This window comes from Leclercia sp. TB492 (assembly GCF_049974505.2).
Lineage (GTDB): Bacteria > Pseudomonadota > Gammaproteobacteria > Enterobacterales > Enterobacteriaceae > Enterobacter > Enterobacter adecarboxylatus_C.
In genome coordinates, this window is sequence record NZ_CM127572.1 from 1,262,046 (window position 1) to 1,285,655 (window position 23,610).

General features: G+C 54.8%; 18 protein-coding genes and 7 tRNA genes. 4 read left to right on the forward strand and 21 right to left on the reverse strand.

The window, feature by feature from the left end; translation table 11 throughout:
- Nucleotides 1–53: 53 nt before the first annotated feature.
- From ACP4QI_RS05820 to miaB, 9 genes are all read right to left on the reverse strand, one after another.
- The gene (locus tag ACP4QI_RS05820) at nucleotides 54–779 is read right to left on the reverse strand and encodes an amino acid ABC transporter ATP-binding protein (RefSeq protein WP_285128326.1); all 726 of its coding nucleotides are present in this window, start codon (nucleotides 777–779) and stop codon (nucleotides 54–56) included.
- Nucleotides 779–1,453 carry a glutamate/aspartate ABC transporter permease GltK gene (gene gltK / locus ACP4QI_RS05825; RefSeq protein ID WP_285128325.1) on the reverse strand — a complete coding sequence of 225 codons (675 nt, stop codon included), beginning with the start codon at nucleotides 1,451–1,453 and terminating at the stop codon, nucleotides 779–781. Before gltK ends, ACP4QI_RS05820 begins: the two co-directional genes overlap by 1 nt.
- On the reverse strand, nucleotides 1,453–2,193 hold the full coding sequence (gltJ, locus tag ACP4QI_RS05830) for a glutamate/aspartate ABC transporter permease GltJ (RefSeq protein ID WP_426495070.1): 741 nt from the start codon (nucleotides 2,191–2,193) through the stop codon (nucleotides 1,453–1,455). Before gltJ ends, gltK begins: the two co-directional genes overlap by 1 nt.
- A 157-nt stretch (nucleotides 2,194–2,350) precedes the next feature.
- Nucleotides 2,351–3,259, reverse strand: a complete 909-nt coding sequence (locus ACP4QI_RS05835; protein ID WP_285128323.1) for an amino acid ABC transporter substrate-binding protein — start codon at nucleotides 3,257–3,259, stop codon at nucleotides 2,351–2,353.
- A gap of 394 nt (nucleotides 3,260–3,653) precedes the next feature.
- Nucleotides 3,654–5,192 (reverse strand): apolipoprotein N-acyltransferase, encoded by a 1,539-nt coding sequence (gene lnt / locus ACP4QI_RS05840; protein WP_426495069.1) that lies wholly within the window; start codon nucleotides 5,190–5,192, stop codon nucleotides 3,654–3,656.
- Between the two features lie 5 nt (nucleotides 5,193–5,197).
- The gene (gene corC / locus ACP4QI_RS05845) at nucleotides 5,198–6,076 is read right to left on the reverse strand and encodes a CNNM family magnesium/cobalt transport protein CorC (RefSeq protein WP_032617040.1); all 879 of its coding nucleotides are present in this window, start codon (nucleotides 6,074–6,076) and stop codon (nucleotides 5,198–5,200) included.
- Between the two features lie 103 nt (nucleotides 6,077–6,179).
- Complete coding sequence (ybeY, locus tag ACP4QI_RS05850; RefSeq protein WP_142488684.1) at nucleotides 6,180–6,647, reverse strand: rRNA maturation RNase YbeY; 468 nt, start codon at nucleotides 6,645–6,647, stop codon at nucleotides 6,180–6,182.
- Entirely contained in the window at nucleotides 6,644–7,690 is a 1,047-nt protein-coding gene (locus ACP4QI_RS05855; protein WP_142488685.1) for a PhoH family protein, read from the reverse strand. The genes ybeY and ACP4QI_RS05855 overlap by 4 nt, the downstream gene beginning before the upstream one ends.
- Before the next feature lie 151 nt (nucleotides 7,691–7,841).
- A complete protein-coding gene (miaB, locus tag ACP4QI_RS05860; protein WP_142488686.1) occupies nucleotides 7,842–9,272 on the reverse strand; it encodes a tRNA (N6-isopentenyl adenosine(37)-C2)-methylthiotransferase MiaB in 1,431 nt (476 codons plus the stop codon).
- Between the two features lie 135 nt (nucleotides 9,273–9,407).
- On the opposite strand from miaB, the gene ubiF reads away from it, so the two are divergent.
- Complete coding sequence (ubiF, locus tag ACP4QI_RS05865; protein ID WP_426495068.1) at nucleotides 9,408–10,583, forward strand: 3-demethoxyubiquinol 3-hydroxylase; 1,176 nt, start codon at nucleotides 9,408–9,410, stop codon at nucleotides 10,581–10,583.
- Nucleotides 10,584–10,678: 95 nt separating this feature from the next.
- Here the strand turns inward: ubiF and ACP4QI_RS05870 are convergent.
- The 12 genes from ACP4QI_RS05870 to nagB all read right to left on the reverse strand — a co-directional run bounded on the left by ACP4QI_RS05870 (nucleotide 10,679) and on the right by nagB (nucleotide 17,553).
- Nucleotides 10,679–10,753, reverse strand: a tRNA-Gln gene (locus tag ACP4QI_RS05870).
- 38 nt (nucleotides 10,754–10,791) lie between these two features.
- A tRNA-Gln gene (locus tag ACP4QI_RS05875) sits at nucleotides 10,792–10,866 on the reverse strand.
- A gap of 43 nt (nucleotides 10,867–10,909) precedes the next feature.
- Nucleotides 10,910–10,986: transfer RNA gene (locus tag ACP4QI_RS05880), tRNA-Met, on the reverse strand.
- Between the two features lie 17 nt (nucleotides 10,987–11,003).
- Nucleotides 11,004–11,078, reverse strand: a tRNA-Gln gene (locus tag ACP4QI_RS05885).
- 33 nt (nucleotides 11,079–11,111) lie between these two features.
- Nucleotides 11,112–11,186, reverse strand: a tRNA-Gln gene (locus ACP4QI_RS05890).
- A 23-nt stretch (nucleotides 11,187–11,209) separates the two neighbouring features.
- Nucleotides 11,210–11,294, reverse strand: a tRNA-Leu gene (locus ACP4QI_RS05895).
- Between the two features lie 8 nt (nucleotides 11,295–11,302).
- Nucleotides 11,303–11,379, reverse strand: a tRNA-Met gene (locus ACP4QI_RS05900).
- Nucleotides 11,380–11,605: 226 nt separating this feature from the next.
- Nucleotides 11,606–13,270 carry an asparagine synthase B gene (gene asnB, locus ACP4QI_RS05905; RefSeq protein WP_032617046.1) on the reverse strand — a complete coding sequence of 555 codons (1,665 nt, stop codon included), beginning with the start codon at nucleotides 13,268–13,270 and terminating at the stop codon, nucleotides 11,606–11,608.
- A 250-nt stretch (nucleotides 13,271–13,520) separates the two neighbouring features.
- Nucleotides 13,521–14,273, reverse strand: a complete 753-nt coding sequence (gene nagD / locus ACP4QI_RS05910) for a ribonucleotide monophosphatase NagD (RefSeq protein WP_285128320.1) — start codon at nucleotides 14,271–14,273, stop codon at nucleotides 13,521–13,523.
- 45 nt (nucleotides 14,274–14,318) lie between these two features.
- Nucleotides 14,319–15,539: a DNA-binding transcriptional regulator NagC gene (gene nagC, locus ACP4QI_RS05915; protein ID WP_142488690.1), complete on the reverse strand. Its 1,221-nt coding sequence runs from the start codon at nucleotides 15,537–15,539 to the stop codon at nucleotides 14,319–14,321.
- Nucleotides 15,540–15,547: 8 nt separating this feature from the next.
- On the reverse strand, nucleotides 15,548–16,696 hold the full coding sequence (gene nagA, locus ACP4QI_RS05920; protein WP_156263208.1) for an N-acetylglucosamine-6-phosphate deacetylase: 1,149 nt from the start codon (nucleotides 16,694–16,696) through the stop codon (nucleotides 15,548–15,550).
- Between the two features lie 56 nt (nucleotides 16,697–16,752).
- Nucleotides 16,753–17,553 (reverse strand): glucosamine-6-phosphate deaminase, encoded by an 801-nt coding sequence (nagB, locus tag ACP4QI_RS05925; RefSeq protein ID WP_142488692.1) that lies wholly within the window; start codon nucleotides 17,551–17,553, stop codon nucleotides 16,753–16,755.
- A 324-nt stretch (nucleotides 17,554–17,877) separates the two neighbouring features.
- On the opposite strand from nagB, the gene nagE reads away from it, so the two are divergent.
- From nagE to chiP, 3 genes are all read left to right on the forward strand, one after another.
- Nucleotides 17,878–19,899, forward strand: coding sequence for an N-acetylglucosamine-specific PTS transporter subunit IIBC (nagE, locus tag ACP4QI_RS05930; protein WP_285112518.1), 2,022 nt, complete (start codon nucleotides 17,878–17,880; stop codon nucleotides 19,897–19,899).
- Nucleotides 19,900–20,078: 179 nt separating this feature from the next.
- Complete coding sequence (gene glnS / locus ACP4QI_RS05935) at nucleotides 20,079–21,746, forward strand: glutamine--tRNA ligase (protein ID WP_285112521.1); 1,668 nt, start codon at nucleotides 20,079–20,081, stop codon at nucleotides 21,744–21,746.
- A 435-nt stretch (nucleotides 21,747–22,181) separates the two neighbouring features.
- The gene (gene chiP / locus ACP4QI_RS05940) at nucleotides 22,182–23,588 is read left to right on the forward strand and encodes a chitoporin ChiP (RefSeq protein WP_142488695.1); all 1,407 of its coding nucleotides are present in this window, start codon (nucleotides 22,182–22,184) and stop codon (nucleotides 23,586–23,588) included.
- Nucleotides 23,589–23,610: the final 22 nt, after the last annotated feature.

Here is a 23,610-nt window from a genome sequence, read left to right on the forward strand (position 1 = left end):
CAGACGAAAAGCGTGAAGCAGTGCGCAATCTGGGCGATTGCGCACCGGAGAGATTAATGCAGGATTTTGGCGAGGAAATCTTTAGCGCGTTCAGACTGCGGGTTATTAAAGAATTCCTCTTTTGCGGAGTCCTCGACGATTTTACCCTCATCCATAAAGATGACGCGGTTCGCCACTTTACGCGCAAAGCCCATTTCATGAGTGACCACCATCATGGTCATACCTTCCTGCGCCAGTTGAACCATAACATCCAGCACTTCATTGATCATCTCGGGGTCAAGTGCGGACGTGGGTTCATCAAACAGCATCGCCACCGGGTCCATACAGAGCGCACGGGCAATCGCCACGCGCTGCTGCTGGCCGCCGGAGAGCTGCGCCGGGAATTTATCGGCATGGGCGGAAAGGCCCACGCGCTCCAGCAGCTTCAGCCCTTTTTCACGCGCTGCGGCTTTGTCGCGCTTGAGGACCTTCACCTGTGCCAGGGTCAGGTTCTCAATGATCGACAGATGCGGGAACAGCTCAAAATGCTGGAACACCATCCCGACGTTGGAACGCAGCTTCGCCAGATTGGTTTTCTTGTCATTCACTTTGGTGCCATTGACGACTATTTCGCCCTGCTGCACCGGCTCAAGGCCGTTCACGGTTTTGATAAGGGTGGATTTTCCCGAGCCGGACGGCCCGCAAACCACCACCACTTCGCCCTTTTTCACTTCCGTGGAGCAGTCGGTCAGCACCTGAAAGTGCCCATACCATTTAGAAACATTTTTCAGGGAAATCATTACACTGTCCTTTTCTTCAGCCAGCTGACCAACAGCGACGCGCTTAAACTAATTACAAAATAGACCGCACCTGCGAACAGGATCATCTCAACCTGAGTACCATCGCGCTCACCAATGGTAGAGGCGGTGCGGAAGAAGTCTGCCAGGCTCAACACATAGACCAGCGAGGTATCCTGGAACAGGACGATACCCTGGGTCAGCAGCAGCGGAACCATGGCGCGGAACGCCTGCGGCAGAATGATAAGCTTCATCGACTGCCAGTGGGTCATGCCTAACGCCAGCGCGGCGCTGGACTGCCCGCGGGAGATACTCTGGATCCCGGCGCGGATAATTTCTGAATAGTACGCCGCCTCGAACATCGAGAAGGCCACCATCGCCGAGATCAGACGGATATCCGATTTTGGCGACAGGCCAAGCACGTCCTGTAGCAGACCCGGTACGATCAGGTAGAACCACAGCAGCACCATCACCAGCGGAATGGAACGGAACACGTTGACGTAGGCGGTGGCAAACCAGGCGACAGGCTTAAAACTCGACAGGCGCATCACCGCCAGCAGAGTCCCCCAGACAATCCCGATAATCACCGCCGTCAGGGTGATCTTCAGCGTGATGATTAGACCATCAATCAGATAGGGCATGGAGGGAACAATGGAACTCCAGTCAAACTCGTACATTATTTGCCCCCCAGGTTGCCCGGCAGGCGAACTTTACGTTCAACCAGGTTCATCACCAGCATAATCACCGCGTTAATCAGCACGTAGGCCAGGGTAATGGCGGTGAAGGATTCCCACGCGTGCGCGGAGTAATCCAGCAGTTTGCCCGCCTGTGCGGCCATATCGACCAGACCGATGGTGGAGGCAATGGCCGAGTTTTTTACCAGGTTCATCATCTCCGAGGTCATTGGCGGCACTATCACGCGATAGGCATTCGGCAGCAGCACATAGCGGTAGGCCTGGGGTAATGTCAGGCCCATCGCCAGGGCGGCATTCTTTTGCCCGCGGGGCAGGGACTGGATCGCCGCGCGCACCTGCTCGCACACGCGGGCGGCAGTAAACAGGCCCAGACAAAGCATCGAGGAGATAAAGAACTGAACGTTAGGATCAAGCTCAGACTTGAACCACATGCCAAGATCTTCCGGCAGCAGTTCCGGGATGACCAGGTACCAGGTAAAGAACTGCACGATTAACGGAACGTTACGGAACAGTTCGACGTAGCAGGTTCCCAGTGAGGAGAGAAAACGGTTTGGCACGGTACGTAAAATACCGAACAGCGAGCCGACGAGGAAGGCGATGATCCAGGCCGTGATCGACAGTGCGACCGTAACCTGAAAACCGCTCCACAGCCAGCCAAGATAGGTGGTGTTGCCGAACGGGGCTTGCTGCAGGAAAATGCCCCAGTTCCAGTCGATTGACATAATAAACTCCAGAAAAAAAAGGGTAGCAGCGCTACCCTCGAAGATTGGTGAGAAGCTTAATGTTCGCGCTGAGTGGGGAACGACCACTCAACGTTTAGTCTGTCCGCGCTTCCCGACAATCGAGAGGGCAGGAGGTCCCGCCCCTTAATGGTTCTAATTAGTTAAGTGCTTTGTCATTCGGTTCTTTAAACAGAGCCTTCATGTCATCAGACAGCTCAAAGTTCATGTTCAGATTTTTTGGTGGGATTGGGTTCTTGAACCACTTATCAAACCATTTCTCCGCGTCGCCGGAGGTCTGAACCTGAGCGATGGTGTCATCGACCAGTTTCTTAAACTCCGCGTCGTCTTTACGCATCATGCAGCCATAGGCCTCTTTGGACTGCGCGGTGCCGACGATTTCCCAGTTGTCTGGTTTCTTCGCTTTCGCGCGCTCACCGGCCAGCAGGGCATCATCCATCATAAACGCCACGGCGCGGCCGCTCTCCAGGGTACGGAAAGAGTCACCGTGGTCTTTGGCGCTGATGATGCGCATGTCCATTTTCTTCTCTTCGTTCAGCTTATGCAGCAGCACTTCAGAGGTGGTACCGGAGGTCACGACTACCGCTTTGCCTTTCAGGTTGTCGAAATCTTTAATCTCGCCCCCTTTTTTGGTCAGCAGACGGGTACCGACCACGAAGATGGTATCGGAGAAAGCAGCTTGCTTCTGACGCTCAAGGTTGTTGGTGGTAGAGCCACACTCAAAATCGAAGGTGCCGTTTTGCAGCAGCGGGATACGGTTTTGTGAAGTGATTGGGATCAGCTTCACTTCCAGATCCGGTTTGTTGAGCTTTTTCTTCACCGCATCAATGATGGCGTTGGAGTAGGCCTGAGAGTAACCCACGACTTTTTGCGTGTTGTCGTAGTATGAAAACGGAACAGAAGATTCACGGTGGCCGACCACAATCACGCCGTTTTTAGCGATTTTTTCCAGAGTGCCGCCTGCTGCCGGGGCAGCATCTTCAGCGTGTACGACGCCTGCGGACATTCCCATTACCAGCATTGCTGTGGCCAGTTTACGTAATTGCATATCCAACTCCTTTTTTATCAACGTCAGGTGCGCATTGATATTCGGTGTGATGTTGTTATAACTCGCGCGATACGAGTGCAGTGTTATACGTGTTTGTTAACATTTAGTTTGGCTTAATGTAAAGATTTTGCTGCGTTATTGTTTATTTTTGCGAAGCGCGCCGCACCATTCAGAGGCATAAATCTGCCGTTGCACCGTTTCGGTGCTACCGGTGAACAATGCTGGTGCGACCGGGTTGCACGTTAAGCCAAATCGCGTTTGCGTGAATAAACAAAGCAATAGGCGTGCCAGAGTTGGGAAGAGTGGGGGAATTGCCTGGCGGCGCTTTGCTTGCCGGGCCTACAAACGTAGGCCGGGTAAGGCGAAGCCGCCACCCGGCAACAGAGGGGAAATGTTACTTACGACGCTGACGAAGGCTCATCAGCACGGCGCCAAAGCCGAACAGCGCGGTCAGGATCCACAGGGGCCAGTTGCCGGTACGAGCGTAAGGCGTCAGCCCGGTCGTTGGCGTGACCTTTGCAGTCAGCACGTCGCGGGTAAACTGCGGCAGCATGGCCTGAATTTCACCCTGCGGGCCAATCACCGCCGTAATGCCATTGTTGGTACTGCGCAGCAGCGGACGCGCCAGCTCCAGGGAGCGCATGCGCGCCATCTGGAAGTGCTGCCACGGGCCGATCGACTTACCGAACCAGGCATCGTTAGAGATGGTCAGGAGATAGTCGGTATTGGGACGGAAATTATCCCGCACCTGCTCACCGAGGATGATCTCGTAGCAAATGGCAGCGGTCAGCAGGAAGCCGTGGGCGCTCAGCTGAGGCTGAACGTAGGAGCCCCGGCTAAACGAGGACATCGGCAAATCGAAGAACGGCGCCAGCGGACGCAGAATCGACTCCAGCGGCACAAACTCACCAAAGGGTACCAGGTGATTTTTGTTGTAGCGGTTGGTCGACTCGTAGCTGTACGGGTTGTCTTTTCCCAGCGTGATGATGGTGTTGTAAGTGTCGTAACGGTTTTGCTTGTTCAGACGCGCATCCACAATACCGGTGATCAGGGTGGTGTCACGGGCGCGCAGCAGATCGTCCATCATGGCGAGAAAACGCTGCTGGTTGATCTCCAGATCCGGGATCGCCGACTCCGGCCAGATAATCAACTGGGATTTACCCATCTCTTTCTGGGTGGCATCCAGATAAATTTTCAGGGTATTGATCAGCTGACCTTCATCCCATTTCAGCGACTGGGGAATATTGCCCTGCACCATCGACACCTGGGTGGCGCGTTCCGGCTCAAGGGTAAACCACTGGATATAACGCAGTGGGAAAGGCAGGGCAAAGAGGATCAGCGCCGCCGCCAGCGGACGCCAGTTGCGCTGTACCAGCGCCAGTACCAGCAGGCCGCTCACCACCATCAGCAGGAAGGTGATCGCCTCGACGCCCATTACCGGCGCCAGCCCTTTCAGCGGCCCGTCGATCTGGCTGTAGCCAAACTGCAGCCAGGGGAAGCCGGTCAGCACCCAGCCGCGCAGGAATTCGCTGCACTGCCAGACTACCGGGGCGGCAATCGCCATCCGCAGCCAGCTGGTTTTCGGCCACAGGCGCGACAGAATACCGGCAAACAGACCGGTATAGAGCGAGAGGTACGCCGCCAGCAGCACCACGAGGAAGATATTCACCGGACCCGGCATGCCGCCAAATTGCGCGATACTGACGTAAACCCAGTTAATACCGGAGCCAAACAGGCCCAGTCCCCAGAAATAGCCAATCGCCGCCGCCTGTACAGGACGTCGGTTCAGGGTCAGCCCCTGAAGACCCATCAGGGAGAGGAGGGCCGCAGGCCAGAAGTCATAAGGGGAAAAAGCCAGCGTACCGCTGGCTCCGAGGATTAGCGCCAGCAGCAGACGTATGCGCTGGCGTTCAAGCAGTGGGGCAAATGCCATTTAAATCAATCATCCAGTGTGGGTTGCGGAGCGTCGTCCGGCATTCTTACATGAACCTGAATAATACGTCGACTGTCGGCCATCGCGACCTTGAACTGGTAACCGTCTATTTCCACGGTTTCACCGCGTGCTGGAAGATGCCCAAAGGCCTGCATCACCAGCCCGCCGATGGTATCCACTTCTTCATCGCTGAAGTGGGTGCCAAAGGTGTCATTGAAGTCTTCGATTGGCGCCAGCGCACGCACGGTCCAGGTGTGGCGGCTCAGCTGACGGAAGTCGATATCCTCTTCTTCGTCATACTCGTCTTCGATTTCACCCACGATCAGTTCAAGAATATCTTCGATGGTGACCAGGCCCGAAACGCCGCCAAATTCATCGATAACAATCGCCATGTGGTAACGTTGAGAACGAAACTCTTTCAGCATGCGGTCTACCCGCTTGCTTTCCGGAACAACCACCGCCGGACGTAACACTTTTTCCATGCTGAAGGCTTCGGCATCGCTGCGCATAAACGGCAGCAGATCCTTGGCCATCAAAATCCCTTCGATGTGATCTTTATCTTCGCTGATGACCGGGAAACGTGAATGGGCAGACTCGATGATAACGTCGAGGCACTCATCCAGGGTCTGGTTGCGTTTCAGGGTGATCATCTGCGAGCGGGGAATCATGATATCGCGAACGCGTTGGTCTGCGATGTCCATTACCCCTTCGAGCATTTCGCGCGTATCTTCGTCGATAAGGTCGTTCTGCCCGGAGTCACGGATCAGCTCCAGAAGTTCGTCACGGTTTTTAGGTTCACCGTGGAACAGCTGGCTCAGAATGAGGGAGAAAAATCCCTTTTTGCTGGTTGGAGTGTCGCTACTGTGTGAATTGTCGTCGCTCATGGCGTTTGTTAAGGGTTCTCATGTTGATTTAAAACTGCCGTCGCGGACCTGGGTCTGACACGACGGCACATTATGTCAGTCCGGCGCAAAAGCGCCGAACAGACTACTCTTTCTCGGCAATGTACGGATCCTCATAGCCCAGAGCAAGCATTATCTCTGTCTCGAGGGACTCCATCTCTTCCGCTTCATCATCTTCAATGTGATCGTAGCCCAGCAGATGCAGGCTGCCGTGCACCACCATGTGCGCCCAGTGGGCCTCAAGCGGTTTCTGCTGCTCTTTCGCTTCCTGCTCAACCACCTGCCGGCAGATGATCAAATCACCCAGCAGCGGCAGTTCGATGCCCGGCGGCGCTTCAAACGGGAAAGAGAGCACGTTGGTCGGCTTATCTTTCCCACGATAGGTCAGGTTCAGGTCATGGCTTTCTGCTTCATCCACCAGGCGAATCGTGACTTCTGACTCTTCCTGAAACTGAGGGATGACGGCATTCAGCCACGCCTGGAACTGGCTCTCTTCCGGCAGGCCGGCGTTATCTTCACAGGCCAGCTGTAAATCGAGGATCACCTGACTCATTTCTGCTCTTGCTCCTGGGCTTCGCGTTTGCGTTCCGCTGCCTGTTCTGCTTTACGTTTTTGATCTGCTGCTTCCCACGCTTCATATGCCGTGACGATGCGGGCAACCACCGGGTGGCGCACCACGTCTTCGCTGTGGAAGAAGTTAAAGCTGATTTCGTCCACTTCGGACAATACTTCAATGGCGTGACGCAGACCTGATTTGGTGCTGCGCGGCAGGTCGACCTGGGTGATATCCCCGGTGATCACCGCTTTGGAGTTAAAACCAATACGGGTCAGGAACATCTTCATCTGTTCGATGGTGGTGTTCTGGCTCTCATCCAGAATGATGAACGCATCGTTCAGGGTACGACCGCGCATATAGGCCAGCGGAGCCACTTCGATGACGTTACGTTCAATCAGTTTTTCGACCTTCTCGAAGCCGAGCATCTCAAACAGCGCATCGTACAGCGGGCGCAGGTAAGGATCGACCTTCTGGCTCAGGTCGCCAGGCAGAAAGCCCAGCTTCTCGCCCGCTTCAACGGCCGGACGGGTGAGCAGAATACGGCGGATCTCCTGGCGCTCCAGGGCATCCACGGCGGCCGCCACCGCAAGGTAGGTTTTACCGGTACCCGCCGGGCCGACGCCAAAGGTGATGTCATGATCGAGAATATTGGCGATGTACTGCGCCTGGTTTGGCGTGCGCGGCTTAATGACGCCACGCTTGGTCTGGATATGGATAGCTTTGCCGAAGTCCGGCACGCTCTCCGCGCTCTGCTCCAGCACCCGCGTTTCTTTGATCGCCAGATGGATCTGTTCCGGCTCAATATCCTGAATTTCACCGCGCATCGGGGCGGTATCAACGTACAGGCTACGGAGGATATCCGCAGCGGCATTGACGCAAATTGCGCGTCCGGTGAGTTTGAACTGGTTATCGCGACGATTAATCTCGATACCCAGACGTCGCTCCAGTTGTTTGATGTTGTCATCAAACGGCCCGCACAGGCTCAGCAGGCGAGCGTTGTCTGCTGGCTCAAGGGTAATTTCACGTGTATCTATATTCAAACCGTTCCTCTTAATGTCCTGGATGCCATAAGGCAGTGGGTCTGTCTTAAGAAAGTATTCACGCCACAGAATAAAGGCGCAAGCATTGCGAAGGATATGGGGGAGAGAAGAGGGGAAAACAAGGCCTGCCAGAAATGACAGGCCAGAGGGATTATGGCTGATATACGCCGACACCCAGATCGCTTTCTTTACGGGTACGGGCAATCACCGACTCCGGAGATTCGACGACGCGCAGGCCCATTTCATCTTCGGTGCGCACCAGTTTTCCACGCAGAGAGTTGGTCAACACCTCAAGAATTTCAATATCAACGAACTTGCCCACCAGGTCCGGCGTACCTTCGAAGTTCACCACGCGGTTGTTCTCCGTACGGCCAGAGAGCTGCATGATGCTCTTACGTGAAGTGCCTTCGACCAGCACACGCTGCACGGTGCCGAGCATCCGACGGCTCCAGGCGTTAGCCTGCTGGTTAATGCGATCCTGCAGAATATACAGACGCTGCTTTTTCACCTCGTCCGGTACGTCGTCAACCATGTCGGCGGCTGGCGTACCCGGGCGGGCTGAGAAGATGAAGCTGTAGCTCACGTCGAAGTTCACATCACCAATCACCTTCATGGTGCGTTCAAAATCGTCGTCCGTTTCACCCGGGAAGCCGACGATAAAGTCAGAGCTGATCTGAATATCCGGGCGCGCTTCACGCAGCTTGCGGATAATCGCCTTATATTCCAGCGCGGTGTGGGTGCGGCCCATCAGGTTCAGCACGCGGTCAGAACCACACTGGATCGGCAGGTGCAGGAAGCTCACCAGCTCCGGCGTATCCCGGTAGACATCAATGATGTCATCGGTGAATTCAATCGGGTGGCTGGTGGTGAAGCGAATGCGGTCGATGCCGTCAATGGCCGCCACCAGACGCAGCAGTTCGGCAAAGGAGCCGGTGCTGCCGTCATAGTTCTCGCCGCGCCAGGCGTTTACGTTCTGGCCGAGCAGGTTCACTTCACGTACGCCCTGCGCCGCGAGCTGAGCAATTTCAAAGAGAATGTCGTCGCAAGGGCGGCTGACTTCCTCACCGCGGGTGTAAGGCACCACGCAGTAGGTACAGTATTTGTTGCAGCCTTCCATAATGGAGACGAAGGCGGTTGGGCCATCCGCGCGTGGTTCCGGCAGACGGTCAAATTTTTCGATTTCCGGGAAGCTGACGTCGATGATCGCTTTGCGCTGGCCGGTTCCGCGCACGGAGTTGATCATCTCCGGCAGACGGTGCAGGGTCTGCGGGCCAAAAATAATATCGACGTAGTGGGCGCGCTGGCGGATCAGCTTGCCTTCCTGCGAGGCGACACAGCCGCCGACGCCGATGATCACGTCTGGTCTTTTTTGTTTGATCAGCTTCCAGCGACCTAACTGATGAAAGACTTTCTCCTGCGCCTTCTCACGGATCGAGCAGGTGTTCAGCAGCAACACGTCTGCCTCTTCCGCCACGTCGGTGAGTTGATACCCATGGGTGGCATCCAGCAGATCGGCCATCTTTGATGAATCGTACTCGTTCATCTGACAGCCCCAGGTTTTTATATGGAGTTTTTTTGTCATCGACTTGCTCGTGCTCAGGATTGCAGGGCGCGTATTGTAATGCTTTGGTGCGGTTGTGACCAGTATGAAGGTTCCCGGACTCAGGGCGAAAAAATCCGGTAAACTTAAGGGATTCTCAAATAAGGACAAATGACCATGACTATCCAACAAACCGGGATCGCCGTTGTCGGCGGCGGTATGGTCGGCGGGGCGCTGGCGCTGGGGCTGGCGCAACAGGGTTTCGACGTAACGGTTATCGAACAGGCGCCGCCGCCTGCCTTTGACGCTTCTCAGCAGCCTGATGTTCGCATCTCCGCTATCAGCGCCGCGTCGGTCGATCTGCTTCGCGGGCTGGACGTGTGGGACGCGATCCTGGCGATGCGCGCGCACCCGTATCGCCGCCTTGAGACCTGGGAGTGGGAAAATGCCCATGTGGTTTTTGACGCCGCGGAGCTCAAACTCCCCCTGCTGGGGTATATGGTTGAAAATACCGTTCTGCAGCAGGCGCTCTGGCAGGCGCTGGAGGCGCATCCCAGGGTCACGCTGCGCGTCCCCGCGTCGGTGAAGCATCTGCATCGCCACAACGATCAACATCTGATTGAGCTGGATAGCGGTGAGCAGCTGGCGGTAAAACTGCTGGTGGGCGCCGACGGGGCGAATTCCCGGGTGCGGGAGCTGGCGGGGATCGGCATTCACGCCTGGCAATACCAGCAATCCTGCATGCTGATTACCGTCGCCTGTGAGAACGATCCGGGCGACAGCACCTGGCAGCACTTTACCCCGAACGGTCCGCACGCCTTTTTACCGCTGTTCGAACGCTGGGCCTCCCTGGTGTGGTACGACACCCCTGCACGTATTCGCCAGCTACAGGGGCTGTCGATGGAACAGTTGCAGCGCGAAATCGCTCACCATTTCCCGGCACGGCTGGGTAAGGTAACGCCCGTCGCCGCGGGGGCTTTCCCGCTGACGCGTCGTCACGCCCTGCAGTACGCGCAGGAAGGGCTGGCGCTGGTCGGCGATGCTGCGCACACCATTCATCCGCTGGCGGGGCAGGGCGTTAACCTCGGCTATCGTGACGTCGACGCGCTGATAGATGTACTCAGCAATGCCCGCAATCACGGCGAAGCCTGGGCCAGCCATCAGGTACTTAAGCGGTATCAGACCCGACGGATGGCGGACAACTTCATTATGCAGTCCGGAATGGATCTGTTTTACGCCGGGTTCAGCAACGATCTGGGACCGCTGCGCGTCCTGCGTAATGTGGGGTTGATGGCGGCGCAGCGGGCCGGCGGGCTGAAACGTCAGGCGCTGAAATACGCCTTAGGGCTTTAAAACTCTTGTAGGCCGGGTAAGGCGAAGCCGCCACCCGGCATGACTTTTAGAAACGCAGAAAAGCAAAAAGCTCGCCGAAGCGAGCTTTTTTAGTGTGGCTGGGGTGCAGGGATTCGAACCCCGGAATGCTGGTATCAGAAACCAGTGCCTTACCGCTTGGCGACACCCCAATGGCGTTAAACAATGAACATCTAACGACTTTTTAAATTGGCTGGGGTACGAGGATTCGAACCTCGGAATGCTGGTATCAGAAACCAGAGCCTTACCGCTTGGCGATACCCCAACAATTTTTTTAGTTTACCGACAGAATCGATAAATCACTAATATGGTGGCTACGACGGGATTCGAACCTGTGACCCCATCATTATGAGTGATGTGCTCTAACCAACTGAGCTACGTAGCCAGTACTGCTTTCTTCGATGGCTGGGGTACCTGGATTCGAACCAGGGAATGCCGGTATCAAAAACCGGTGCCTTACCGCTTGGCGATACCCCAATAACCGCGGAGAACCGCAAAATCGAAGAAATATGGCTGGGGTACCTGGATTCGAACCAGGGAATGCCGGTATCAAAAACCGGTGCCTTACCGCTTGGCGATACCCCATCCGTGCAACGCTTTTATGGGAATGGTGCGGGAGGCGAGACTTGAACTCGCACACCTTGCGGCGCCAGAACCTAAATCTGGTGCGTCTACCAATTTCGCCACTCCCGCAAAAAAGATGGTGGCTACGACGGGATTCGAACCTGTGACCCCATCATTATGAGTGATGTGCTCTAACCAACTGAGCTACGTAGCCATCTTTTTTTCGCGTTACCTTATCGGCGTTGCGGGGCGCATTATGCGTATAGACCCTTGCAGCGTCAACACCTTTTTCATCGAAAATGTCTGGAATGTGACTGTTTGGTTAGGTTGCGAACAGCGTGGCCGAATATTCGGCAATTATTGGTTATTAATCGATTTTGTCCAGCAAAACGCGAGGCAAAAAAAGAGGCCCCGAAGGGCCTCATGGCAAATTTTATTGCTTATTTATACGCAGACTGGTGCACGCCTACGGCACGACCTGACGGATCGTTCATGGTTTTGAAGGCTTCATCCCACTCAATGGCTTTCGCAGAGGAGCAGGCGACGGAAGGGCCACCCGGGACACACTCTGCTGCGCTTGGCAGCGGGAACAGCTCTTCGAAGATCTCACGGTACAGATAGGCTTCTTTTGAACCCGGCGTGTTGTACGGGAAGCGGAAGCTGGCGGTTTCCAGTTGTTGATCGGAAATCTGCTTCGCGGCCACCTCTTTCAGGGTATCGATCCAGCTGTAACCTACGCCGTCAGAGAACTGCTCTTTCTGACGCCAGGCCACGCTTGCCGGTAGGTAAGATTCAAAACATTCGCGCAGGATATGTTTTTCCATCTTGCCGTTGCCGCACATCTTATCCTGCGGGTTGATACGCATGGCCACGTCGAGGAATTTCTTATCCAGGAACGGCACGCGTGCTTCCACGCCCCAGGCAGACATCGCTTTGTTGGCGCGGGCGCAGTCAAACATGTGCAGCGCCTGCAGCTTACGTACCGTCTCTTCGTGCAGCTCTTTAGCGTTCGGCGCTTTATGGAAGTACAGGTAACCGCCGAACACTTCGTCAGACCCTTCGCCGGACAGCACCATTTTGATGCCCATGGCTTTGATTTTACGCGACATCAGGTACATCGGCGTGGAGGCGCGGATGGTGGTCACGTCATAGGTTTCAATGTGATAGATAACGTCACGGATCGCATCCAGCCCTTCCTGCACCGTAAAGTGAATTTCATGGTGTACGGTGCCGAGATGATTAGCCACTTCCTGTGCGGCTTTCAGATCCGGAGATCCTTCCAGACCGACGGCGAAGGAGTGCAGCTGCGGCCACCAGGCTTCGGAGCGCTCCTGATCTTCCACGCGGCGGGCGGCGTATTTTTTGGTGATAGCCGAAATCACAGAGGAGTCCAGACCGCCGGAGAGCAGCACGCCATAAGGCACGTCTGACATCAGGTGGCTTTTTACCGCCTCTTCCAGCGCCTGCGTCAGCTCCACTTTGTCGGTAACGTTGTCTTTAACGGCATCGTAATCGAACCAGTCGCGCTGATAGTAAGAGCGGATCTCGCCATCTTTACTCCACAGGAAGCTGCCTGCCGGAAACTCTTTAATGGTGCGGCACACCGGCACCAGGGCTTTCATCTCTGATGCCACATAGAAGTTGCCGAATTCGTCGTGACCCATGTACAGCGGGATGATCCCGATGTGGTCGCGGCCAATCAGATACGCATCTTTTTCGCTGTCGTACAGGGCGAAGGCGAACATCCCCTGCAGCTCGTCGAGGAATTCCGGGCCTTTCTCCTGATACAGCGCCAGGATCACTTCACAGTCAGAACCGGTCTGGAAGGCATAGCGATCGCCGTACTCCGCACGCAGCGCCTGGTGGTTGTAGATCTCACCGTTGACCGCCAGGGCATGGGTTTTTTTCTCGTTATATAACGGCTGAGCACCGGCGTTAACGTCGACAATCGACAGACGTTCATGGGCCAGAATCGCTTTATCGCTGGCGTAGACACCGGACCAGTCCGGGCCGCGATGGCGCATCAGACGGGACAATTCCAGTGCTTTTTTACGCAGTTCGCCTGCGTCAGTTTTAATATCCAGTACGCCGAAAATTGAACACATAACCTTCTCCATTAACCCTGTTGCAGTGTGATGTTGCTTGCTTATGAAAATGCCGCAAAAGGGGAGGAGCGGCAAGCGTTTTGCCGGGTAAAAGAGAAAAAGTGCAATGGTCATTGCTGAATGTTGAAAAAAGCGTATGACTTGAGCTGGTTTATTGAAGATTATTCAATGAATGAAGGTTTAGTTTAGATGTGACTCTGTTTTTACTGCGACAAAATGAAAAAACCACGTCCGGTGACGTGGTTTCAGATTACATAACATCAATTTCCGCGACTGAGGGGTAAATCCAGCTCGGCCGGAACGGCATCGAATCAATATCATCGAGGGTCGATACCCCTGACAGCACCAGAATAGTCTCCAGCCCGGCCTGGAAGCCGGCCAGAATATCGGTGCGCAGGTTGTCACCCACAATCACCGTATCTTCCGAGTGAGCCTGCATTTTGTTGAGCGCCGCGCGAATGATCCACGGGCTTGGCTTACCGACATAAAAGGGCGTACGGCCGGAGATCTTCTCAATACCGGCACAGAGCGCGCCACAGGCCGGGTAGAAGCCGCGGCCGTGGGTATCCGGGTTGGTGGCGATAAATCGGGCACCGTTGGCGACGAAAAATGCTGCCTTATGCATCATCTCCCAGTTATAGGAGCGTGTCTCGCCGACGATCACGAAATCGGGATTCACATCGGTGATGGTGAAGCCTGCTTTGTATAGCTCATGGATCAGCGCGCCTTCGCCCACTACATAGGCTTTTTTACCTTCCTGACGCTTCAGAAAATCTGCGGTGGCCATCGCCGAGGTGTAGAACACGCTGTCGGGCACGTCGACACCGGCAGTAGCGAAGCGGTTCGCCAGATCCTGTCCGGTCTGCGACGGGAAGTTGGTGAGCAGAACCAGCGGCATGCCTTTTTCCATGATGCGGTTAAGAAATTCTGCTGCGCCCGGCACGGCAACGTTGTCGTGCATCAGCACGCCGTCGATATCACAAATAACATTCTTAATGGTCATGGACTTCCCGACATCAAAAAAAGAAGGCGTCACTATAAAACGCTGTCAGCTTTCCAGCAAACGCTGCAACAGGATACCGTTAAGCATGGCGCGTTTTACCAGCGCAAAGGCGCCGATCGCTGAACGGTCATTCAGCGCGGAGCGGACCACGGGCAGATTCTGGCGAAACGCCTTCAGCGCCTGGGTATTGATGCACCCCTCAATGGCGGGCAGCAGCACTTTTTCGGCTTCGGTAATTTCGCCCGCAATCACCACTTTTTGCGGGTTAAACAGGTTGATGGCAATGGCAATAGTTTTGCCAAGGTGACGGCCGACCTGTTCGATGACTTCGCTGGCCAGGGCGTCGCCCTTGTTGGCGGCCTTGCAGATAGCGTTGATTTTACAGTCGTCCAGCGTAATGCGGCTCTGGTAACCCTGCTCCAGCAGATGACGCACGCGCTGCTCAATGGCGGCGTTGGCAGCCACCGTTTCCAGACAGCCAAAGTTGCCGCAGTGGCAGCGCTCACCCAGCGGATCAACCTGAATGTGGCCAATCTCGCCGACGTTACCGTTACGGCCAATAAAAATGCGCCCGTTGGAGATGATCCCGGCCCCCGTCCCCCGATGAACACGCACCAGAATAGAGTCTTCACAATCCTGGCTCGCACCAAAGTAGTGCTCCGCCAGCGCCAGGCTACGGATATCGTGGCCCACAAAGCAGGTGACGGCGAAGCGTTTTTCCAGGGCGTCGATCAGCCCCCAGTTTTCAACCTGAATATGCGGCATATAGCGGATCACGCCGCTTTCGGGGTCGACAAGCCCGGGCAGGATCACCGAAATGGCGATCAGCTCGCGGATTTTGCGTTGGCAGGACTCGATAAACAGCTCGATGGCGTTGAGCAGGGCGTGCTCAAGGGTCTCTTGCGTGCGTTCCGGCAGGGAGTAGTGCTCTTCTGCAACCGCTTTGCTGCTCAGGTCGTACAGCGTCAGGGTGGCATCATGACGTCCAAGGCGCACGCCGATGGCGTGAAAATGGCGGGTTTCGGTCACAATGGAGATCGCGCGACGGCCCCCGGTGGAGGCCTGCTGATCCACTTCTTTAATTAACCCGCGCTCAATGAGCTGGCGGGTAATTTTCGTCACGCTGGCGGGGGCAAGCTGGCTCTGTTCTGCAATCTGGATCCGCGAGATGGGTCCATGCTGGTCAATCAGTCGATATACCGCCGCACTGTTCAGCTGCTTTACCAGATCAACGTTACCAATTTGAGCTTGTCCGCCAGGTGTCATACGTTTACTTACTCTGTGACGACCTCGTTACCATTAACGATGGTCTTGATGATTTTATAATCGTGTGTGAATGCGGTGAGGTTAGCCACCATGCCCGGGGCAATGCTGCCCAGCTGCTTGTCCACGCCAATCGCACGTGCCGGGTAGAGGGTTGCCATACGCAACACTTCATCCAGAGCAATGCTGCAATGTTCCACCAGATTGCGCACGCCTTCGATCATGGTCAGGGCCGAACCGCTTAAGGTTCCGTTCTCATCCACACACAGTCCATTCCGGTAGTATATTGTTTTACCAGCAAAAATGAACTGTTCAATATTTGCCCCCGCCGGTGCCGTGGCATCTGTGACCAGACACAGCTTGTCGCCTTTCAGGCGTTTGGCGTTACGCACGTTGGCATAATCTACGTGTAACCCGTCGGCAATGATGCCGCAATAGACGTCCGGCTCATCGAAGATCGCCCCGGTCAGACCCGGCTCACGCCCGGTGATGTACGGCATGGCGTTATAAAGATGGGTAGCAAAGGTGATACCGGCCCGGAAGCCAACTTTGGCCTCTTTCAGCGTGGCGTTGGAGTGCCCGGCTGAAACCACAATTCCTGCGCCCGCCAGCTTGCCGATGACCTCTGGATCGACCATCTCTGGCGCCAGGGTCACTTTGGTGATCACATCCGCGTTGGCACAGAGGAAATCGACCAGCTCGCCGTCAGGTTTACGCACGAAGCTCGGGTTATGGGTGCCTTTCTTGACGATATTCAGCCACGGACCTTCAAGGTGCAGGCCCAGCGCCTGGTGCGGGTATTTCGCCAGGTATTCACGCATCACGCGAATGCCCTGTTTCATCAGATCGTCGCTGGTGGTGATCAGCGTTGGCAGATAGCTGGTGCAGCCCGATCTTTCGTTGGCGCGCTGCATAATCTCCAGCGTCTCAACCGTGACGGCATCCGCTGTATCATTGAACTGCACGCCGCCACAGCCGTTAAGCTGTACGTCGATAAAACCGGGGGAGAGGATTGCCCCATTGAGCGAGCGTTGTTCTATTTCCGTCGGCAGTTCGGCCAGCGGGCAGACACGTTCAATCAGGCCATTTGCGATCACAATCGCATGGTCATCCAGAATTTCATGGCCGGTATAAATCCGACCGTGGGTTAAAGCGTACATAACGACCCCCGGTATAAAAATAGCATCCCGCCTCTGCAAACAGAGGCGGCGTTACATTACAGACCTTTAATGTTTTCTGCTTCTAATTCGTTGAAATATTTCAACGTCTTCACTTTAAGTTCCATCGTGGACGGCTCATCGCACACCACTACCGCTTTCGGATGCAGCTGCAGGCAGCTGATGGTCCACATGTGGTTGACGTTGCCTTCAACGGCCGCCTGCAGCGCCTGCGCTTTCACGCCGCCCAGCACCAGAATCATCACTTCTTCCGCGTCCAGCAGGGTACCCACACCAACGGTCAGGGCGTATTTTGGCACCTGGTTCACGTCGCCATCAAAGAAACGCGAGTTTGCCACACGGGTGTCATGGGTCAGGGTTTTGATACGGGTACGGGACGCCAGAGACGAGGCCGGTTCGTTAAATGCGATATGACCGTCGTTGCCCACGCCACCCATGAACAGGTGAATTTTGCCGTAAGCGCGAATTTTTTCTTCATAATGACGGCATTCAGCATCGATATCCGGCGCATTACCATCCAGCAGGTTAATATTTCCCGGCTGAATATCAATGTGATCAAAGAAATTACGGTGCATGAAGCTATGGTAGCTTTCCGGATGATCTTTTGGCAGGCCAACGTACTCATCCATGTTGAAAGTGACAACATGTTCGAAACTTACCTGGCCCGCTTTATGCATCTCAACCAATGCTTTATAGGCAGTAAGAGGTGTGCCACCGGTTGGCAGGCCGAGCACAAAAGGACGATCGGCAGTCGGTTTAAACGCATTGATACGGTTTACAATATGGCGGGCAGCCCATTTACCGACTTGTTCTGCAGTTGCCAGGGGGATCAGTCTCATTATTCACCTCTAAAGATTTCATAAAAGATGGCGGATTGCTTGTCCGGGTATGATTAAGACTAACCTGGTTCACACCGAGAGGGGGCAATTCGTCTTGATTTTTCGTATCATAAAATAAGTTTTGGCAGTTTGCCAGTGCAGGGGAGGGTGATAAACAATATTTGTTGACAAAACTCACAAAAAGTACGCGTTTAATTTGCGATACGAATTAATTTTCCACACACTCAGTCAGCCAGTGAATCATCAACTGTATTTACAAGTTAGTGACACAATAAAAACACAGCTGAGAACACACCGTTAACGGGGTCTCATAGGGGGAACAAATTGAGCATTTTAGGTTACTTACAAAAGGTTGGCCGCGCCTTAATGGTGCCGGTCGCCACGCTGCCAGCGGCAGCAATACTGATGGGTGTCGGGTACTGGATTGACCCTGTGGGTTGGGGTGGGGACAACGCGTTAGCGGCGTTCTTCATTAAGTCCGGTTCTGCCATTATCGATAACATGTCCGTACTGTTTGCCATTGGTGTGGCTTATGGTATGTCCAAAGATAAAGACGGTGCTGCGGCACTGACGGGTTTCGTGGGCTTCCTTGTGTTGACCACGCTCTGCTCCCCGGCTGCGGTTTCCATGATCCAGAAGATCCCTGCGGACCAGGTTCCGGCAGCCTTCGGTAAGATCAGCAACCAGTTCGTGGGTATCCTGGTGGGTATCATCTCCGCTGAACTGTACAACCGCTTCAGTAGCGTTGAGTTGCCAAAAGCACTCTCCTTCTTCAGCGGTCGTCGTCTGGTGCCGATTCTGACCTCCTTTGTGATGATTGTTGTCGCTTTCATCCTGATGTACATCTGGCCGGTGATCTTCGACGGTCTGGTGAACTTCGGTGAGCACATCCAGAAGCTGGGTTCCGTCGGTGCGGGCGTGTATGCGTTCTTCAACCGTCTGCTGATCCCGGTCGGTCTGCACCACGCCCTGAACTCTGTGTTCTGGTTTGACGTTGCGGGCATTAACGATATCCCTAACTTCCTCGGCGGCGCACAGTCCATCGAAGCAGGTAAAGCGGTTGTGGGTATCACCGGTCGTTATCAGGCGGGCTTCTTCCCGATTATGATGTTCGGTCTGCCGGGTGCGGCGCTGGCTATCTACCACTGCGCGCGTCCAGAGAACAAAGCAAAAGTGCTGGGTATCATGATGGCGGGCGCATTCGCGGCCTTCTTCACCGGTATCACCGAACCGCTGGAATTCTCCTTCATGTTCGTTGCCCCGGTACTGTACGTCATCCACGCCGTACTGACCGGTATCTCCGTGTTCATCGCCGCAAGCATGCAGTGGATTGCCGGCTTTGGCTTCAGTGCGGGCCTGGTGGATATGGTACTGTCGTCCCGTAACCCACTGGCGGTTCACTGGTACATGCTGATCCTGCAGGGTCTGGCCTTCTTCGTGATCTACTACGTGGTATTCCGCTTCACCATCACCAAATTCAACCTGATGACTCCGGGTCGCGAGCTGGCTGTCGCCGGTAGCGAAGCGGATGGTCAGGACGTGAACGTGAGCGGCACCGCGACGGAAGACGTTTCCGGCCTGGCGCGTCAGTACATCGCGGCAGTCGGCGGTTCAGACAACCTGACCGGTATTGATGCCTGCATCACCCGTCTGCGTCTGAACGTGAAAGACTCTTCTCTGGTTAACGAAGCAATGGCGAAACGCCTGGGTGCGTCTGGCGTGATCCGCCTGAACAAAACCAGCGTTCAGATTATCGTCGGCTTTGTGGCCGAGAAAATCGCCAACGCAATGAAAACCACCGGTCCGGTTGCCGCTGCTGAAGCGACATCTGCGCCAGCTGCTGCGCCTGCTGCGGTTAAGCCACAGGCTGTTGCCAATGCCACCACCATCGCTGCGCTGGTTTCGCCAGTGACCGGGGAAGTGGTTGCTCTGGAGCAGGTGCCTGATGAAGCCTTTGCCAGCAAAGCAGTGGGCGATGGCGTAGCGGTGAAACCAACGGATAAAACCGTGGTCTCTCCGGCAGCCGGTACTATCGTCAAGATCTTTAACACCAACCACGCGTTCTGCCTGGAAACAGAGAAAGGCGCGGAGATCGTTGTCCATATGGGTATCGATACCGTTGCGCTGGGTGGCCAGGGCTTCAAACGCCTGGTTGAAGAGGGTGCCGAAGTGGTTGCCGGTCAGCCGGTTCTGGAAATGGATCTCGACTACCTGAACGCCAATGCCCGCTCCATGATCAGCCCGGTGGTCTGCAGCAATATCGACGACTTCAGCGGCCTGGTGATCAAGGCGCAGGGTCAGGTTGTTGCCGGTCAGACACCACTGTATGAAATTAAAGGCAAATAAGTGCTCCTGAGTCAGCGTTAATGCCTGAGCGGCGGGGATATCCCCGCCGCTTTTTTTTGCAGCAATTGCCCCGATTATTCTCTTCAGAGACCTTTTTTTGCGTAACTAAAGGTTGTCACTACGCCCGGCTTATAAGATCATATGCCGTTATACGTCGTTTACGCTTTGAGGAATCCACGATGAGTGAGGCTGAAGCCCGCCCGAGCAACTTTATCCGTCAGATCATTGATGAAGATCTGGCCACCGGTAAGCACACTACCGTTCACACCCGTTTCCCGCCGGAGCCGAACGGCTACCTGCACATTGGTCATGCGAAATCGATCTGCCTGAACTTCGGCATCGCGCAGGACTACCAGGGTCAATGCAACCTGCGTTTCGATGACACCAACCCGGTGAAAGAAGATATCGAATATGTAGAGTCCATTAAGAACGACGTGCAATGGTTGGGCTTCAACTGGTCTGGCGACATCTGCTACTCCTCTGACTATTTTGATCAGCTGTACGCTTATGCCGTTGAGCTGATCAACAAAGGCCTGGCCTACGTTGACGAGCTTTCCGCTGACGAGATCCGCGAATACCGCGGGTCGCTGACCGCGCCGGGCAAAAACAGCCCATACCGCGATCGCAGCGTAGAAGAGAACCTGGCGCTGTTTGAAAAAATGCGTGCCGGTGGCTTCGAAGAGGGTAAAGCCTGTCTGCGTGCCAAAATCGATATGGCCTCGCCGTTTATCGTGATGCGCGACCCGGTGCTGTACCGCATTAAGTTTGCCGATCACCACCAGACCGGCAGCAAGTGGTGCATCTACCCGATGTATGACTTCACTCACTGCATTAGCGATGCGCTGGAAGGCATTACCCACTCGCTCTGTACCCTGGAGTTCCAGGATAACCGTCGCCTGTATGACTGGGTGCTGGATAACATCTCTATTCCGGTGCATCCGCGTCAGTACGAGTTCTCTCGTCTGAATCTGGAATACACCGTGATGTCCAAGCGTAAGCTGAACCTGCTGGTGACCGACAAGCACGTTGAAGGCTGGGATGACCCGCGTATGCCGACCATTTCCGGTCTGCGTCGTCGTGGCTATACCGCCGCCTCCATCCGTGAGTTCTGCAAACGCATTGGCGTGACCAAGCAGGACAACACCATTGAGATGGCGTCACTGGAATCCTGTATCCGCGAAGATCTGAACGACAATGCCCCGCGCGCCATGGCGGTTATCGATCCGGTTAAACTGGTTATCGAAAACTATCCGCAGGGCGAAAGCGAGCTGGTGACCATGCCAAATCATCCGAGCAAACCGGAGATGGGCAGCCGTGATGTGCCGTTCAGCGCCGAGATCTGGATCGATCGCGCCGACTTCCGTGAAGAAGCCAACAAGCAGTACAAACGTCTGGTGATGGGCAAAGAGGTGCGTCTGCGTAATGCCTACGTGATCAAAGCCGAACGCGTCGAGAAAGATGCTGAAGGCAATATCACCACCATCTTCTGCACCTACGATGCTGAGACCCTGAGCAAGGATCCGGCCGACGGTCGCAAGGTGAAGGGCGTTATTCACTGGGTGAGCGCGGCACATGCGCTGCCGGTTGAAATCCGTCTGTACGATCGTCTGTTCAGCGTGCCAAACCCGGGTGCCGCAGAGGACTTCCTGGAAGTGATTAACCAGGATTCACTGGTGATCAAGCAGGGCTTTGCCGAGCCGTCCCTGAAAGCTGCCGTTGCTGGTCACGCGTATCAGTTCGAGCGTGAAGGCTACTTCTGCCTCGACAGCCGCTATGCTACTGCCGACAAACTGGTATTTAACCGTACCGTCGGTCTGCGTGATACCTGGGCGAAAGCGGGCGAGTAATCCCTTTCTCCTTTTGAAAAACGCCGCGTATGCGGCGTTTTTTTTGCCTGACCATTATGCCCTTAACCCTTTAAATCTTCGCGTTGCGAATTAATTATATTTTTTAAAACGGTTTACTTTCTCTTCCCTTTCGCAAATTAACCGTCATCGATACCAGATGCGCTGTTTAATTATTATTAATTAAAAATAAATCGCTCATTCTGAATATTATTTTAAATAAATATTCTTCCTCATTGGCTTTGTTACAAACCGCAACCAAATATGTGCGCTTTGTCATAATCCTGACTTTTGATCGCTGAAAAGCATTGATAATTCGCGTCGCGAAAAATAGTCTAAGGACAGGAGATGTAAGCGGGTATTTCCGGTTGCCTCCACTTTTTACTTTTTTGTTTTTCGCCGTTTAAGGCGCTTTTAATACGTCAAAGAGGATTAATTATGCGTACGTTTAGTGGCAAACGTAGTGCGCTTGCGCTGGCTATCGCCGGTGTTACAGCAATGTCAGGCTGGATGGTTTCTCCGAAAGCCCAGGCCGAAGGTTTCATCGATGATTCAACCCTCACGGGCGGTGTCTATTACTGGCAGCGTGAACGTGACCGCAAAGATGTCGATGCAGACAAATATAAAACCAACCTGGCTCACTCCACCTGGAACGCCAACCTTGATTTCCAGTCCGGCTATGCCGCCGATATGTTTGGTCTTGATCTGGCTGCGTTCACTGCTATCGAAATGGCGGAAAACGGCGACAGCGGCCACCCGAACGAAATTGCCTTCTCCTCCAGCAATAAAGCCTATAAAGAGGACTGGTCCGGTGATAAGAGCGGGATCAGCCTGTACAAAGCGGCAGCAAAATTCAAATACGGCCCGGCCTGGGCACGCGGTGGCTGGCTCCAGCCAACCGGTCAAACCCTGCTAGCGCCGCACTGGAGCTTTATGCCGGGTACCTATCAGGGTGCCGAAGCCGGAGCCAACTTTGACTACGGCGATAGCGGTGCGTTGAGTTTCTCTTACATGTGGACCAACGAGTATAAAGCGCCGTGGCACCTCGAGATGGACAAGTTCTATCAGAATGACAGAAAAACCCGCGTCGACTATCTCCACTCCTTCGGCGCGAAGTACGATTTCAAAAATAACCTGATTCTGGAAGCCGCGTTTGGCCAGGCTGAAGGCTTCATCGATCAGTACTTTGCCAAAGCCAGCTACAAGCTTGATATCGTGGGCGGCCCGCTCTCCACTACCTATCAGTTCTACGGCACGCGTGATAAAGCCGACAGCGGCACCGTAAACGATATCTACGACGGTACGGCCTGGCTGCAGGCGCTGACGTTGGGCTACAAGGTCGGTCAGGTCGATTTACGTCTGGAAGGAACTTACGTCAAGGCTGAAGGCCAGCAGGGCTACTTCCTGCAGCGTATGACCCCAACCTACGCGTCATCCAACGGTCGTCTGGACGTATGGTGGGATAACCGCTCCGACTTTAACGCCAACGGCGAAAAGGCGGTCTTCTTCGGGGCCATGTATGACCTGAGTAACTTGAACCTGGCGGGCTGGAGCGTCGGCGCGTCTTATGTCTACGCCTGGGATGCGAAACCGGCAGACTGGTTAATCAACAGCGCCGGTCAGCGTGAAGATATCGCCTCCAACAAGATCAAGGAATCTGCCTACAGCCTGGATGCGATCTACACCCTGCAGGATGGGCGCGCAAAAGGGACCATGTTCAAACTGCACTTCACGCAGTATGACAACCACTCCGATATCCCAAGCTACGGCGGCGGCTACGGCAACATCTTCCAGGATGAGCGTGACGTGAAGTTCATGGTTATCGCCCCGTTCACCATCTTCTGATGACAATCCGGGCGGGGGCGCT

Bases quoted from the DNA above. Each gene is read 5' to 3' on its own strand.
- ACP4QI_RS05820 (WP_285128326.1), bottom strand. From the start codon at position 779: ATGATTTCCCTGAAAAATGTTTCTAAATGGTATGGGCACTTTCAGGTG.
- gltK (WP_285128325.1), bottom strand. From the start codon at position 1,453: ATGTACGAGTTTGACTGGAGTTCCATTGTTCCCTCCATGCCCTATCTG.
- gltJ (WP_426495070.1), bottom strand. From the start codon at position 2,193: ATGTCAATCGACTGGAACTGGGGCATTTTCCTGCAGCAAGCCCCGTTC.
- ACP4QI_RS05835 (WP_285128323.1), bottom strand. From the start codon at position 3,259: ATGCAATTACGTAAACTGGCCACAGCAATGCTGGTAATGGGAATGTCC.
- lnt (WP_426495069.1), bottom strand. From the start codon at position 5,192: ATGGCATTTGCCCCACTGCTTGAACGCCAGCGCATACGTCTGCTGCTG.
- corC (WP_032617040.1), bottom strand. From the start codon at position 6,076: ATGAGCGACGACAATTCACACAGTAGCGACACTCCAACCAGCAAAAAG.
- ybeY (WP_142488684.1), bottom strand. From the start codon at position 6,647: ATGAGTCAGGTGATCCTCGATTTACAGCTGGCCTGTGAAGATAACGCC.
- miaB (WP_142488686.1), bottom strand. From the start codon at position 9,272: ATGACAAAAAAACTCCATATAAAAACCTGGGGCTGTCAGATGAACGAG.
- ubiF (WP_426495068.1), top strand. From the start codon at position 9,408: ATGACTATCCAACAAACCGGGATCGCCGTTGTCGGCGGCGGTATGGTC.
- asnB (WP_032617046.1), bottom strand. From the start codon at position 13,270: ATGTGTTCAATTTTCGGCGTACTGGATATTAAAACTGACGCAGGCGAA.
- nagD (WP_285128320.1), bottom strand. From the start codon at position 14,273: ATGACCATTAAGAATGTTATTTGTGATATCGACGGCGTGCTGATGCAC.
- nagC (WP_142488690.1), bottom strand. From the start codon at position 15,539: ATGACACCTGGCGGACAAGCTCAAATTGGTAACGTTGATCTGGTAAAG.
- nagA (WP_156263208.1), bottom strand. From the start codon at position 16,696: ATGTACGCTTTAACCCACGGTCGGATTTATACCGGCCATGAAATTCTG.
- nagB (WP_142488692.1), bottom strand. From the start codon at position 17,553: ATGAGACTGATCCCCCTGGCAACTGCAGAACAAGTCGGTAAATGGGCT.
- glnS (WP_285112521.1), top strand. From the start codon at position 20,079: ATGAGTGAGGCTGAAGCCCGCCCGAGCAACTTTATCCGTCAGATCATT.
- chiP (WP_142488695.1), top strand. From the start codon at position 22,182: ATGCGTACGTTTAGTGGCAAACGTAGTGCGCTTGCGCTGGCTATCGCC.